Genomic DNA, 13,306 nt, shown 5'->3' with positions numbered 1-13,306 from the left:
CTCAGGCCCGGTCGCGGCGAGGGCTGTCGCCGAGGCTCACGTACGGGTCGAACAGCCGGCCGGCGGCCGGATCCGGCACGCCCGGGTCGAAGCCGGCCGGCTGGCCGGCGTTCGCCCGCTCGCGCAGCGTGATCCGGCCGTCGAAGTCCAGCGGCAGCGCGATGGCCGCGACGGCGACCCGGAGCGACTCGGGGTGGCTCGCTTCGATGCGGAACGTCGTGCAGAACAGGCGGCACAGCAGCACCGCCGCCATGGTTCCCAACCCGGCCCCGACGCAGGCGGTCGGCGCCCACCCGAACGGCACGTAGTGCTGCCCGCCGGTGGGGCCGGTGGCGGCGCCGGGCAGCCAGCGGTCGGGGTCGAAGACCTCCGGATCGGGCCAGTGCCGCGGATCGTGGTGCGCCATCGTCGGGCTGAGAATGTAGTGCTGCCCGACATCGAGGGCGTGCCCGGCGACCCGGATCGGCGTACGCGCGCTGCGGGTCAGCATCGTCGGGGAGGTCCACATGCGCAGGACCTCCTTGACGAACCGGTGGGCGACCGGAGCGCAGCGCGTGCCGGTGCGGTACAGCTCCTCGGCGCTGAGCCCGGCGAACTCGGCGGTCAGCCGCTGCGCCCACTGCGGGTAGGCGACCAGCGCGTACATCACGTTGGCGGCGGTCGCACCCGGTGGGCCGGCGATGGCCGTGAGCGCCGCCGCCACCGAGTGCAGCGCCCGGTCCATGCCGAGCGAATCCAGCAACTCGGTGGCGATCGGTTCGGTGAGGTCCGGGCGCGGCAGCGCCCGGCGACGGGCCCGGCGGCGCAACTCCCGGCGGATCACCAGCCCGGCCCGCAGCGCGATGGAGAGCCGGCGGGGGGAACGCCACAGTGGCGCGTCGTCGCTCGGCGGGCGCATCAGCCGGTTCAGTTTGATCAGAGCGTCCTCGATGATCAGCGCCTCGTCCCGGGCGGAAAGCCCGTCGATCACCACCGGCAGCAGCGACCGGAAGCTCACCTCGTGGGCGAGCCACGGCAGGTCCACGTGCTGACCGGCACGGGCGTGCAAGACCTCGGCCATCCGGCTGTCGAGTGCGGCCAGCCCGGATTCCCCGGACAGTTGGCGCAGCTGGCCCAGCCAGGCGGTGCGGACGGTCTTCCAGGACACCGGCGTGCTGGTGCGGCGGCGCAGCAGGTCGACGAGCCGGTCCGGCATGGTGAGGTCGGCGAAGTTGTCGGCGTGGGCTGTCGCCGCGGCGTCCGGGTCGAACACCATGAGCTGGTGGTTCCCGCGCCAGAACACGCCGCCGGCCGCCGCGCTGGGCTCCCGTAGCTCGCGCAGCAGGTCCGGGTCTCGCGGTGCCGAGGTTGTCATCGATACTCCGGTGAGGGGTGGTGAGGGAGCGGGCCCCTGGCCCGCTCCCCACGAGCGACCTAGATGTTGTGGTACAGGTACCAGATGTAGTTGCGGTCGGAGCCGTAGTAGTTCAACGCCCTGCGCACCGCACTGACGATCTTGGTCATCTCGTGTCACCTCCTCTCGGTGCTGTTTCGGGAGGGGGTCAGGGTGAGGGTGAAGCCGGGCGGTGCGAGCGCCGCGGCCACCTGCGGGCGTGGGTCCGGGGCGGTGACCTCGATCCGGTACGCCGAGACGATGATCTCGACGATCTTCTCGACCAGCAGCAACGAGAAACCCGCGGCGACGCAGGAGTGCGGTCCCCAGCCGAACGGGACGAACGCCTCCCGCCCGGACGCGGTCGCCCACCGTTGCGGGCGGAACTCGTGCGGGTCGCTCCACTGGTCGGGATCGCGGTGCACCAGGTATCCGCAGACGACGACCTCGTCCGATCGCGTGACGGCGGTGCCGCCGAGCTCCAGCGCGCGCTCCGGCCGCCGGGCGAACAGCCAGGCCACCGGCCACAGGCGCAACGCCTCGCGGACCACCCAGGCCGGTGCAGCCGCCGCAGCGGCGGGGCCGGCGGTTCCCAACAGGTACACCGACCAGCCGAGCAGGAAGCCGACCGAGCCGACGAGCGCGAACAGGCAGGAGAGGTAGACCTCGGCCAGGTCGCGGTCGGTGGCGTCGACGGCGGCGCCACCGGCCACGACGTCGAGCAGGTCGCCGGGCTCGCCGCCGGCCGGCCGGGCCCGGCGTGCCGCGATCTCCGCGCTCAGGACCCGCATCACCTTCGCCCGGAACGCGGCGCGCGCCAGCCGGGAGTGCCGGTCGCGGGCGCCGGCGAGCACGGCCCGCTCGACCACGGCGTGGACGGTCTCCCGCAGCGCCACGGACGGGTCGGCACCGACCAGCGCCTCGTGGCCGAACTCGAGCAGCATGCGGTTGCCGGCGTCGGGCCACGAACTGACCGGTGCCAGGCGCCGCTCGATCAGCTCCGGCAACCCGGCGGAGTGGGCCTCGGCATGCCGTTGCAGCAACCGCCGGGCCGCGCGCCCGATGCTGAGCTGCGCCGAGCGGGGTCCGAAGGTGCCGGAGCGGAGTTTGAAGAAGTCGGAGTGCTCGCGGAAGTCGCCGCCGGCGTTGCCGAGCACGGCCCGCGCGAGCGCCGGATCGGCCACGTAGACCCCGCCGCCGGGCCGTGGAAACACGCCACCGTGCTGGTCGCGCTGTTGCTCGAGATGAGCTAGCAGGTCGAGATTCCGGGTGCGTGGCGGCATGCGGTAGGCCTCCTGACATCGGCTGTTCCGGGGCAGCGGAACGTACGACGAACCGGCCTTGCGGCCGCGGTGTGGCTTGCGGATCCGGGCCCAATTTATCGGGCCGGTACGCCGTGGACGAGTTGCGCGGCTGTCGGGTGTGGGACGTATTCACCACCGGGTATCGCTCGTCCGGGAGTGGCCTCGGCGGCCGGAATCTCGGTCGCGGCCGGCATCATCAGCCGGTTACGGTGACCTTGACCTCGCGGCTGCTGAACCGTCAGGCACCCCCGGCAGCCAGGAAAGGTCTCACATGCCATTGCCCAAGCGACCGGATCCACGTCTGGTCCGCACCGACGATTCCTGGCTCACCCTGCCCAACCCCGCGAACGTGCCGGTGGAGATCTGCGCCGGCCCGGATGTGCCGCTTGAGCCGGCGGCCATCGACGAGCTCCTCACCGTGCTGGACACCGCCCGGACACTGCGGGTGCTGGCCGAGGCCACGCCCGGCCTCGAGGTGGAACCCCGGATCGACAAGGTGGTGTGCACTCCGGACTTTCACAAGGGTGCCGGCATCCCGATCGGCACCGTACTGAAAACGGTGGGTGCGTTGATTCCGCAGGCGGTCGGCAACGACATCAACTGCGGAATGCGGGTGGAGGCCACCTCGTTGCGGGTCGAGCAGGTGCGTCCGCACCTGGACAAGCTCGAGCAGCGGCTACGGCACCTGTTCTTCGAGGGCGGCCGCCGGATCGGCCTGACCGCCGCGCACCGCGAAGGCCTGCTGCGTGACGGGATACCCGGGCTGCTGGCCGAGGGTGTCCCGGCCACCACGGACGGCGCGTGGCGGCAGGTCGGCCCGGACGACACCGTCGAGTTTCGCGGGCGCTACCACGCCGCCGGATACCCGGTCGCCTCGGCGGACGCGTTCCGTGACTGGATCACCAGCGGCGGCGGGACGAGCTACGACAGCATCATCGGCAGCGTCGGCGGCGGGAACCACTTCGCCGAACTGCAGTACGTCACCGCGATCCACGACGGTCCCGCCGCGTACGCCTGGGGTCTGGTGCCCGGCCAGGTGGTGCTGATGGTGCACAGCGGATCGCTGTCGTTGGGCCACCAGGCCAACGCCACCGGCCTGGACCAGGCGCGGGCGGCATGGCCGCGGGGCGTGCCCACGCCCGCCAACCGAATTCTGCCGATGTTGCTCGACGAACGCAGCGCGCCGCAGCGGGAACGGTATCTGACCGCCTTCGCCAACGCGGCGAACTTCGCGCTGGGCAACCGGTTCTTCATGGCCTTGATGCTGCGCGCCGGACTGGCCGGCGTCGCCGGGGACGTCACCGCCAAGTTGGTCTACGACGCCCCGCACAACCTGCTCTGGCCGGGCGACGACGGTACGGTCGTGCACCGCAAGGGCGCCACCCCGGCCGGCGGCGTCATCGACCACGAGCACCGGCCCCCCGAGTTGTGGGGCGAGCCGGTCATCGTGCCCGGGTCGATGGGCGCGCCCAGCTATCTGCTGCGCGGGCTGGGCAATGCCCGCGCGCTCGGCAGCGCCTGCCACGGCGCGGGTCGCAGCATCGCCCGCGGCGCGGCGGCCCGTGGCAGCGACGCCGACCTCGACGCCTTCCTGCGTGAGTTTCGGGTCGTCACCCCGCTCAATCACCGCGACCCGACCGTGGCTGCTCGCCGCGACATCATCGAGGCGTGGCGCCGCGACCTCAAGCAGGAAGCGCCGTGGGCGTACAAGAACGTCGGCCCGGTCGTCGACAGCCTGCGCCACGCCCAGGTGGCCCAGCCGGTCGCAGAGCTCCAGCCGCTCCTCACCGTCAAGGGATAGCGGGCCACACCTCGTCGATCAGCGCCTGCGCTGGGCCCGGGCCAGGGTGGTGGCGCGGGCACGCCGGGACGGGGCCAGGAAGTCCACGTTCACCCCGGCGCCCTCGCCGGGCGCCGTCTCCCAGCCGCGGAACTTGTCGGCGAGCGTCCGTACCCGCTTGTTTCGGGGGCCGAGCGCGATGGAGAAGAGCGACTCGTCCACCTCCTGGTCGTCGCCGCCCCATCGCACGACGCCCTCGCAGTCCGCGAGGATGTCGCGCAACACCAGTTCTTGCAGCGGGAAGAATCCGCCCTTCGCCCGGGACCCCGGACGGATGCGGATCGCGGTGCCGGAGGCCAGATTGGACTCCGGCAGGTCTTTGTCGATGTCGCCGACCGGTCGCCAGCCGGTCAGGTCGGCCGGCTGGATCTGTTCGATCTCGTAGTGGAACCGGCGCGCGACGTGCAGCAGGATCGCCTCGACGTCACCGATCCACACCGGCACGCTCAGGCCGGTGCCGGCCACGGGCCGGGTCCACACCTGGGAGTCGAGGTCCGCGTTCGCCTGGAACGTCCACCCGTTGGCCGAGGTGCCGGGGCGTTTCGGGGCGCGACGTTCGGCGGCCCGGGCGGAGACGGCGGGCAGAACCGAGCTGACAGCGGCGGCCAGGCCGGCAAGAACACCGGTTTTTCCGATGGACCGCCGGGTTATCGGGAAACTCATTCCTCTGTATTCCTTCCTGGATTGGTCAGAGCAGGCCGAAAAGGGCGAGGAACGGCACGAAGGAAGCGGCCAGGCATGCGGGCCAGTACTGGGCTGCGGGCACCGCGACCTTCCGGCGCAACCACCAGTTGACCAGGCCCCAGATCGAGCCGGACAGGCAGAGGATCGGCACGATGAAGATCACCATCGGGAGCATCCCCTCGTTCTCGTCGGGGTCCGGCTGCGTCCATCCGAGAGCCGCCAGCGGTCCGTTCACCAGGAAGTACCAACCCAGGAAGATCGGAACGACGGCAGGGACGCCGAGCACCAGGTTCACGCCGACGGCGAGCCACAACTTTCGCATGCCTATGCCCTTCACGGCCGGCCTTCCGGCTATTGCGCGGCGCGGCTGAGCGCGTTGTAGTTCTCCAGTACGTTGTACAGCCCCACCAGTTCCTCCCCGTACTTCTGCGCGGCATCGTTGGTGCCGTTGTACCGGGCCAGAATCTTCTGCGAGTCGGCCAGGCTGGTGGTGAACGACGGACGGGGCAGGTTGATCTGGTACGCGTTGTAGATCGTCACATAGGCCGCCGAGGAGATGTTGTAGACCGGGTCCTGAAGCTTGTCCCAGATCGCCCGCCGGAAGCCGTCGTTCAGCACCGTCCCGTTGATGATGCCCTGCTCGATGCAGTAGTTGCGGGCGTCGAGCGCCACCCAGGCGAAGATCTGTCCCAGACCGGTGCTGCAGTCGTCCAGCACCCCTTGCCGTACGGCTTCGTCGGTCACGGCATCCTGCGCCCAGAGCTTGCGCAGCTCCCACAGCACCGGCGCCTGAACGAGCGCCTTGCGGAGCTTCAAGGCGCGGGCCAGATTCGTGAACAGCTGGTCGTATTTCATGACCACGTCGAAGGCCTCGGTGGTCGTGATGACGTCCCAGGTGACCCAGTCCTTGTCGACCCACCCCTCGCCGCCGGTCTCCGGAACGCCGATCGAGGTCAGATAGGTCTGGATGTCCCTGAGCAGCGCCGACCGGTAGGTGGTCTGGTCGAAGTCGACGTCCAGCCCGTCGGTCACGGGTGCCGGGTCGAAATCGTCCTGGCCGATGTCGCGACCGGAGGCGATGTTGTTGTCGATCTCGATCGCCCCGGCGCCGGAACCGATCGTCTTGGTGACGATCTGGTCGAAGGCCCAGTTCGTCGGCAGCGGGTAGCCGAGGTTGCCGGAGAACCCGGACGACATGTCGGACACGAACGAGGTCGACGCGTATCCCGCGGTGGAGACCCGCTGGCACACGTTGCGCGGGCCGTAGATGCCGACCTCGTAGTTGGAGAGCTCACCCAGGGTCTCGTAGACCCCCCGGAAGTGCGGCATGATGTATTGGCTGACCTCGGCGTCCATGGCGTCGTAATCAACCGCGAAGTAGATGATCGACCCCGGCTTGAAACCGTGGAACCGGGCCCATTCGATGGCGCTGTAGGCGTCGGCGCAGCCCTGGTTGTAACTGAAGTAGTCCGCCGACCGGGAGTAGGTCTGGTAGATCGGGAAGCAGCGGAGCCCGGCGGCCTTGATCGTGTCGAGCTCGCCCGGCTGGATCTGCTTCTCGGGCAGGCTCGTCGAGGACGGGTTGTAGAGATACCGGCCGATGTACTTGTAGCCGGCGGTCTTCAACGCCTGCGCTCGCGCCGACGTGATTTTCGTGACTCCGTCGCATGCCTCGCCGCTGCGCGTCTGGTCGCCGTACGACACGAGCAACGACGCCCACGTCGCGAAGTTGCCGGTGCCGGTGACCGGCAGCTTCGCGAAGAACTGGAAGCTCTCCACAGCGGCCTGAATCTCAGCGGTGAAATTCCCGAAGGCGACATCCCGCCCGTTGAGCCGCATCGCCGCAGTGAACAGTTGAGCCCAGGTGCCGGTGGTGCCGAGGGAGACGGTATGGGTCTTCAGGCCGGCTTGAGTGCCGGGCCCGAACACACCGTTCGCGGTGCCGTCGGCCATACCCAACTCGTACTGGACGGCGAACAGCATCGACTTGGCCACGTCCCGGGAGTGGTGGCCGTCGCAGGGGATGACGAAGAAGTCTCTGCGGTTGATGTACCGGCCGTTGAGCCACTGCTGGATGGAGCGGATCCCCTCCGACCCGCTGTTGACGGTCACGTAGGCGTCCATGTTGAGCAGTGCCTTGACCACCTTGGGCTCAAGGGAGCTGCCCGAGAACGCGCTGCCGACGCCCATGTCCTGCTTGAGGCTCGTGACGGCGGCCTGCACGCGGTCGTTGTAGGTGCCGTCGATCCCGCCGCCGTCGTAACCCTTGCAGTACAGGGCCGATTGGATAATGCAACCGAAGGCCCACGACGGCACGGTTGCCGCGTTCAGCCGCGGGAACTTCGTCTGAAGGGTGGACAGCGTGGTGGGACCGAAGGTGTCCGACAGGCCGGTGATGCCCATCTCGTACTGCAGCGCCCGGGTCAGGGCGTACATCACGGACCAGCCGGTCTGGCCGTCCTCCTTCAGCTTCGATATCCCGAGAGTGGCGCCGTTGGCATACGTCTCGTTGATGAATCGCTGAGCCCGGAGGACCATCTCATCAGCCATCTGTGATCTTTCTGCGAGTGGTGACCTGCTCACGCGGCGCGGACGCTCGGCAGCGCAGTGGGTCTTGCGATTCGTCAATGTACAACCCCTGTCGATCGGCAGGGTAGAAGGGTTTGAGCGGTGCCGGAACATGGACGGACGGCGAACCTTCGGCCCCGTTCGGGCCATCACCGACGTCACTTCCTCCCGGTTGAGCCTCATGCTCGGGACGATTCCCGGCGACCTGGGGAGGAAGATCTTGCGAACGTGGTCGATAAAGAAGACATCACTCGCCGCGTCCATGGCGTTGACCCTGATCCTGGGGCTCGCCTGGGCGACGGCCGCCGCCGACGCCGCGACCGCGCGGCCGCCCTCGGCGCCGACGAGGGTGGTCGCTCATCCGGGTGACGCGTCAGCCGATGTGAGTTGGCGGGCGCCGGCCAGCACCGGCGGTTCCAGCATCACCGGGTACGTCGTGACGGCGTCCCCCGGCGGCGCCAGCGTCACCACGACAGCGGTGACCAGTGTCCACGTCGGTGGGCTGAAGAACGGTCGCCGGTACTCGTTCGTGGTCGCCGCGATCACTGCCGCGGGTACGGGCGCCCGGAGCCGGCCTTCCGAGGTGGTGACTCCGCTGCCGGCTTCCGTACCGGGAAAGCCGCGGGCCGTGCGGGCGACCGGCGGCAACACGCGGTTGACGGTGACGTGGAAGGCCCCGGCCAGCGACGGGCGGAGTCCGGTCACGGGGTACCGCGTGCTGGTCCGGCCCGGGGACTCCGAGCTGACCGTGGGCGGGGACGTACGGACCGCGACGTTGACCGGGCTGACCAACGGCGGCCGCTACCGGGCCGTGGTCGCGGCCGTGAACGCCGTCGGCCGGGGACCTGACTCGGAGCGGACCCCCGCTGCCACACCGCAGATCGGCCCGCCGGAGGCGCCCGCGTCGGTGCGGGCCGCGGCGGCCGGCAAGGGCGTCGTCCACGTCTCGTGGGAGCCGGGCGACGACGGCGGTTCGCCGATCACCGGCTACGAGGTCGTCTCCAGTCCGGGTGGCGCCGTCGCCAAGACGAGTGGGACCGCCATCGACGTCAAGGGCCTGCGGTCCGGGACGGCCTACGTCTTCACGGTCCGCGCCCGCAACGCCAAGGGCCGCGGGCCCGGCACGGCGACCGCCGCCACCCGGCCCGACGTCACCGTCGCCGTCGGAACCGTCGTCCTCTCACCGGAGTCGCTGGCCGCGCTGTCCGAGGTCACCTCCGACCAGACGCTGATCTTCACCGACGCCCCGGAGCAGGTCCGCAAGCTCACCGCCGGCAACGTCATCGTCGCCGACGTCAGCGACAGGACGCCGCAGGGCCTGCTGCGCAAGGTCGTCTCGGCCGGCACCGATTCGGGCAAGACCACGGTGACGACCGCCGAGGCGTCCCTCGACGACGCGCTCACCGACGGCGGGGTCGCGATGGCGGCTGAGTTGGACGCCGCCGACGTGGACGAGTTCAAGCCGGCCCGGGACGGCGTACGCATGGTCGCGCCCAAGGGCGTCGCCAAGGGCGCGCCGTCTCTGACCGTCTCCCTCGACCTCGATCTCGCCAAGCAGGGCAGCAAGAGCATCACGCTGAGCGGCTCGCAGACGATCACCCCACACGTGTCGTTCGACGCGTCGGTGCGCTGCTGCTTCCACACCGACACTCACTTCAACGCCGAGGTCGAGGTCCAGCGCCAGGCCGCACTGACCGCCGAGATCAGCAAGACGATCTCGACGAGCGTCAAGCTGGGGCAGATCGACTTCGTGCCGATCCGGTTCGCCGTCGGACCGGTCCCGGCCGTCATCGTGCCGCGCCTGGAGCTGACACTCGAGGCGTCCGGCACGATCAGCGCCGGGATCACCACGTCGGTCAGCGAGACCACCCGGTCGGGCGTCGACATCACGAGCCGGGACTCGCGGGTGACCGCCCGGCCGGTGAACACCCGGACGACCTCGTTCCAGCCGCCGACGGTGTTCGCTTCGGCGGCGTTCAGCGTCGGCCCGAAGGTACGGCTGAGCCTGATGCTCTACGGCGTCGCCGGCCCGTACGTGCAGATCACGGTGCAGCTGATCGACCTCAAGGCCGACATCCAGGCCGACCATTTCGTGACGTTGCGGACCAGCGGCTCGATCGGCGCCGGATTCCAGCTCTCGCTGGTGGGTAAGCGGATCGCTGACTGGTCCAGGGATCCGCTGGTCCCCTTCAGCCTGCTGCTGTATCAGTCGGGGCCGTTCATGGGCGTGACGATCGCGCCGGACCCGGCGACGGTAACGGCCGGCGGGACACTGACGTTCACCGCGACCGTGTCCCGGTCGCCGGTGCAGACCGTGAACTGGTCGGTCGCGTCGGGCGGCGGCAGCATCACGCCCGCCGGCGTCTACACGGCGCCGGACACCGCCGGCGTCTACCCGATCACGGCGACGAGCCCGGCCAACGGCCTGAAGCCGGAGACGAAGGCCACGGTCGACGTCGAAGTCACCGCGAAGGAACCCGACCCGGATCCGAATCCGGACCCGCTGCCGGCGAAGGCCGACGTGCTGATCGTGGGCACGGGCGACTACGGCAGTACGGCCGGCGCGGACTGGCTCGACGACCAGCTGAAGGCGGCCGGGTATTCCGTCGCCGTCTACAAGCACGACGCCTTGCCAGCGGACCTGTCCGGGTACGGCCAGATCTGGAACGTCAGCACCACCCCACTGTCCGCTGAGGACCTGGGCAACCTGGCGGAGTTCGTCAAGAGCGGCCGCGGCGCCTACCTGACCGGGGAACGGCCCTGCTGCGAGTCGATCAACGCCGCCGACTCGACCCTGATCAAGCAGCTGGTCCCGTCGGCAACGGACCTGCAGGTCGGCGGGCTCGGCGACCCGGACGGCGCCGTCGGACCGGTGGAGGTCAACGCCGGTGCGCCGGGCGGCCTCGCCACGAAGCCGTTCGCCGTGCCGACGTGGACGGTCGCCGCGGCAGGCGGGCTGGCGAACGTGCCACCGGCCAACGTCCTGGCCTCGACCGCCACGACCCCGATCGCGGCCGCATGGGGACCGGACGACGTCACCGGCAAGGGACGACTGGCCCTGCTGATGGACATCAACTGGCTGGACCCGGGCTGGATGGAGAGCACGACAGCGGGTCACCTGGCCCAGAACCTGGCCCTGTATCTGAGCGGAAAATCGGACCCGCCGGCGGCCCCGGCCGCGGTGGTCAAGCCGAACGCGAAGCAGCAGGCCCTGGTCGACAAGCACTCGCCGAGCGCGGCCCAGAAGTAGCACCACCCGAGGTGGGCGCCCCGGCATTCGTCGGGGCGCCCACCTCGCTGTATCCAAGGCGCGGGAGGGTCCGCATGGGGCAGACAGGTGGCTGTGCGAGCGCCTACGCTGTCGGCGCATCGACGATCTTGGAGAATCGCATGACGGGGAAGACCGGGCGCACCATCCGTCGTGGGATCGCGACACTGGCGTCGGCGACGCTGATCGCTGTTGGTGCGGCGAGTCCGGCTGGCGCCGACAGCACCGCCGACCCGACGGTCTGGGTCGACATCTGGAACGGCCGTAGCGCCTACCACGGTCCGACGACGGTGCAGTTCTTCCTGATGACCGACACCGTCGGCTACCCGCTGACCAGCGACAAGGCCTACGCCGCCGCGGCCGAGCATGGTCTCGCCCGCATCGACCTGCTGGCCGACGGTGTCCTGGTCGGCACGACCACCGAGCAGCCCTGGACGATCACCTGGGACCCCAGCACCCTGCCCGAGGCACCGGTCCGGCTGACCGCGCGCTCCTACGACCAAACCGGCCACATCTTCGACGCGACCTTCAGTTCCTCGGTGGACCACACCGCACCGACGCTGCGGGTCTACCAGAACGGCTACATCCGCGCCGGCGGTGAGATCTACGTCGAGGCCGCGGACAAGTCCCGCATTACCAGGATCGACCTGCTCGCCGACGACAAGATCATCGACTCCTCCGCCGCCTCCACCACCCTGCTGCACTGGGACCGCAACGCGATCAACGGGCCGGCCACGCTCGCGGTCCGCGCCCGCGACACCGCCGGCAACGTCGCCGAATACCGCCGCGCGGTGCTCGTCGACAACGTCCCGCCCGCCTTCACCATCACGCCCGCGTCCGGGGCGCACGTGCGCGGCACCGTGTCCTTCACCGCCAGTGGAGTACGCGACGCATCAGGTATCGGCTCCTTGGAGGTGGGATTCGCCGGCACCTGGTACTCCAGCGAACCCGCGGCGCCGAAGGTCGCGAGGGTCGACACCCGCGGGATTCCCGACGGCCGGAAGGTGGTGCAGTGCACGGCCTTCGACCGGGCCGGCAACACCACCACGATCAAACGCACCGTGACCCTGGACAACCATGCGCCCACGGTGACGTTCGCGAAGGCACCCAAGAACAAAGCCCGGGTGAGCCGAAGCTTCCCGATAACCGCCAAGGCCGCCGACCGCTACGGCATCGCCCGGGTCCAGATGCTGGTCAACGGCAAAGTCGTCGCCACCGACAGCAAAGCCGGCTACCGCTTCACCATCAACCCGAAGAAGTACGGCAAGAAATTCACCGTGCACCTTCGCGCCTACGACAAAGCCGGCAACCTCAAGAACAGCAGCAAACGCACCTACCGCCGCTGACCCGCTATGGGACGCGGCAGCGGGTACCGGACTGGCCGGACGCCGTGGACTCTAGACGAATAGCGTCTCGGCGCGCAGTTTCATCCAGAGTTTGCCGAGCACGTTTCGTCCGGAGCCGTCCACGCCTTCGCCCCAGAAGTAGTCGGTTGGTGAATCCTCAACGATTTCCTCGCAACCGGTGTCCCGCAAGGCGTCCCTGGCCTCGGCGTGTTGCGCGAGCTTAGCCCTGAGGATTTCCTCCACAACTTCTACTTTTTTGCGTTCCCAGTCGGGGTCTTTGGCGGCCTTATACGTTTCGTTGGCCAGGGCCTTTGCCTCAAGAGGACTGCGAGCACGGCGAATTTCCTCCTGGCCAACGAGATCGGTACATTTTGTGGCCTGGTATGCATGTTCGCAGGTCGGGTAAAGCTTGCCTCGAAACTCAATGGCGTGTGCGGAAAAGTTATTGAAGACGTAGAATCTGGGCGTGTAGAAGTTGATGGGCATCGGTCTAGTGTCGCGTGTCTGAAGTCTTTTTCGGGTTGGCTTTGGTGAGGATCTGGTCGGCGGTCTTGGTCCAGCGGAACGGTTCGCAGCGCTGGTTGTAGGCGTCGATGAACGCGCGGATCGCGCCGATCAGGTCGGGCACGCTGGCGAAGGTGCCGCGGCGGATGGCCTGGCGGGTGATGATCCCGAAGAAGACTTCGACCATGTTCATCCAGGAGGCGCTGGTCGGGGTGAAGTGCATGGTGATGCGTGGGTGTTTGGCCAGCCAGGCTTTGACGTTCGGGTGGTTGTGGGTGCCGTAGTTGTCGCACACGACGTGCAGCTTCACCCTCGGGTGGGCTTTGGCGACTTGTTTGAGGAAGGCGAGGAACTCGCCGTTGCGATGCCGTTGGTAGCAGGCGTCCGCGGTGATCTTCCCGGTCGCGACTTCGAGGGCGG

General features: G+C 69.1%; 10 protein-coding genes. 3 read left to right on the top strand and 7 right to left on the bottom strand.

The features are described 5' to 3' along the window. Nucleotide 1 precedes the first annotated feature (1 nt). Together DMB66_RS31735 and DMB66_RS31730 are read right to left on the bottom strand one after the other, a co-directional pair. The gene (locus tag DMB66_RS31735) at nucleotides 2–1,354 is read right to left on the bottom strand and encodes a cytochrome P450 (RefSeq protein ID WP_125807802.1); all 1,353 of its coding nucleotides are present in this window, start codon (nucleotides 1,352–1,354) and stop codon (nucleotides 2–4) included. Between the two features lie 155 nt (nucleotides 1,355–1,509). After that, nucleotides 1,510–2,655: a cytochrome P450 gene (locus tag DMB66_RS31730; protein WP_125807801.1), complete on the bottom strand. Its 1,146-nt coding sequence runs from the start codon at nucleotides 2,653–2,655 to the stop codon at nucleotides 1,510–1,512. 292 nt (nucleotides 2,656–2,947) lie between these two features. Between DMB66_RS31730 and DMB66_RS31725 the strand changes: the two genes are divergently transcribed. Further along, nucleotides 2,948–4,477, top strand: a complete 1,530-nt coding sequence (locus tag DMB66_RS31725) for an RtcB family protein (RefSeq protein ID WP_125807800.1) — start codon at nucleotides 2,948–2,950, stop codon at nucleotides 4,475–4,477. Between the two features lie 18 nt (nucleotides 4,478–4,495). On the opposite strand, the gene DMB66_RS31720 is transcribed toward DMB66_RS31725, so the two are convergent. Genes DMB66_RS31720 through DMB66_RS31710 form a run of 3 tightly spaced genes read right to left on the bottom strand, consistent with a single transcriptional unit; the run spans nucleotide 4,496 to nucleotide 8,032 of the window. Next, on the bottom strand, nucleotides 4,496–5,179 hold the full coding sequence (locus DMB66_RS31720; protein ID WP_125807799.1) for a hypothetical protein: 684 nt from the start codon (nucleotides 5,177–5,179) through the stop codon (nucleotides 4,496–4,498). A 25-nt stretch (nucleotides 5,180–5,204) separates the two neighbouring features. Beyond that, nucleotides 5,205–5,522: a hypothetical protein gene (locus DMB66_RS31715; RefSeq protein WP_125807798.1), complete on the bottom strand. Its 318-nt coding sequence runs from the start codon at nucleotides 5,520–5,522 to the stop codon at nucleotides 5,205–5,207. Nucleotides 5,523–5,551: 29 nt separating this feature from the next. Continuing rightward, complete coding sequence (locus tag DMB66_RS31710) at nucleotides 5,552–8,032, bottom strand: glycoside hydrolase domain-containing protein (RefSeq protein WP_233624983.1); 2,481 nt, start codon at nucleotides 8,030–8,032, stop codon at nucleotides 5,552–5,554. Between DMB66_RS31710 and DMB66_RS31705 the strand changes: the two genes are divergently transcribed. Next, nucleotides 8,031–11,018 (top strand): fibronectin type III domain-containing protein, encoded by a 2,988-nt coding sequence (locus tag DMB66_RS31705; protein ID WP_158647436.1) that lies wholly within the window; start codon nucleotides 8,031–8,033, stop codon nucleotides 11,016–11,018. The genes DMB66_RS31710 and DMB66_RS31705 overlap by 2 nt on opposite strands. A gap of 140 nt (nucleotides 11,019–11,158) precedes the next feature. Beyond that, entirely contained in the window at nucleotides 11,159–12,382 is a 1,224-nt protein-coding gene (locus DMB66_RS31700; RefSeq protein WP_158647435.1) for an Ig-like domain-containing protein, read from the top strand. 51 nt (nucleotides 12,383–12,433) lie between these two features. On the opposite strand, the gene DMB66_RS31695 is transcribed toward DMB66_RS31700, so the two are convergent. After that, nucleotides 12,434–12,868 (bottom strand): NADAR family protein, encoded by a 435-nt coding sequence (locus DMB66_RS31695; protein WP_125807795.1) that lies wholly within the window; start codon nucleotides 12,866–12,868, stop codon nucleotides 12,434–12,436. Nucleotides 12,869–12,872: 4 nt separating this feature from the next. After that, nucleotides 12,873–13,306 (bottom strand): transposase (locus tag DMB66_RS31690; RefSeq protein WP_199752734.1); only part of this gene is annotated, 434 nt, incomplete at its 5' end.

Source organism: Actinoplanes sp. ATCC 53533 (assembly GCF_003947245.1).
Note: the sequence above shows the minus strand (reverse complement) of the source record. Positions and strands in the feature narration are given on the sequence as shown.

Coding starts and splice junctions, on each gene's coding strand:
- DMB66_RS31715 (WP_125807798.1), bottom strand. CDS start 5,522: ATGCGAAAGTTGTGGCTCGCCGTCGGCGTGAACCTGGTGCTCGGCGTC.
- DMB66_RS31720 (WP_125807799.1), bottom strand. CDS start 5,179: ATGAGTTTCCCGATAACCCGGCGGTCCATCGGAAAAACCGGTGTTCTT.
- DMB66_RS31730 (WP_125807801.1), bottom strand. CDS start 2,655: ATGCCGCCACGCACCCGGAATCTCGACCTGCTAGCTCATCTCGAGCAA.
- DMB66_RS31710 (WP_233624983.1), bottom strand. CDS start 8,032: ATGGACGCGGCGAGTGATGTCTTCTTTATCGACCACGTTCGCAAGATC.
- DMB66_RS31705 (WP_158647436.1), top strand. CDS start 8,031: ATGGCGTTGACCCTGATCCTGGGGCTCGCCTGGGCGACGGCCGCCGCC.
- DMB66_RS31695 (WP_125807795.1), bottom strand. CDS start 12,868: ATGCCCATCAACTTCTACACGCCCAGATTCTACGTCTTCAATAACTTT.
- DMB66_RS31735 (WP_125807802.1), bottom strand. CDS start 1,354: ATGACAACCTCGGCACCGCGAGACCCGGACCTGCTGCGCGAGCTACGG.
- DMB66_RS31725 (WP_125807800.1), top strand. CDS start 2,948: ATGCCATTGCCCAAGCGACCGGATCCACGTCTGGTCCGCACCGACGAT.
- DMB66_RS31700 (WP_158647435.1), top strand. CDS start 11,159: ATGACGGGGAAGACCGGGCGCACCATCCGTCGTGGGATCGCGACACTG.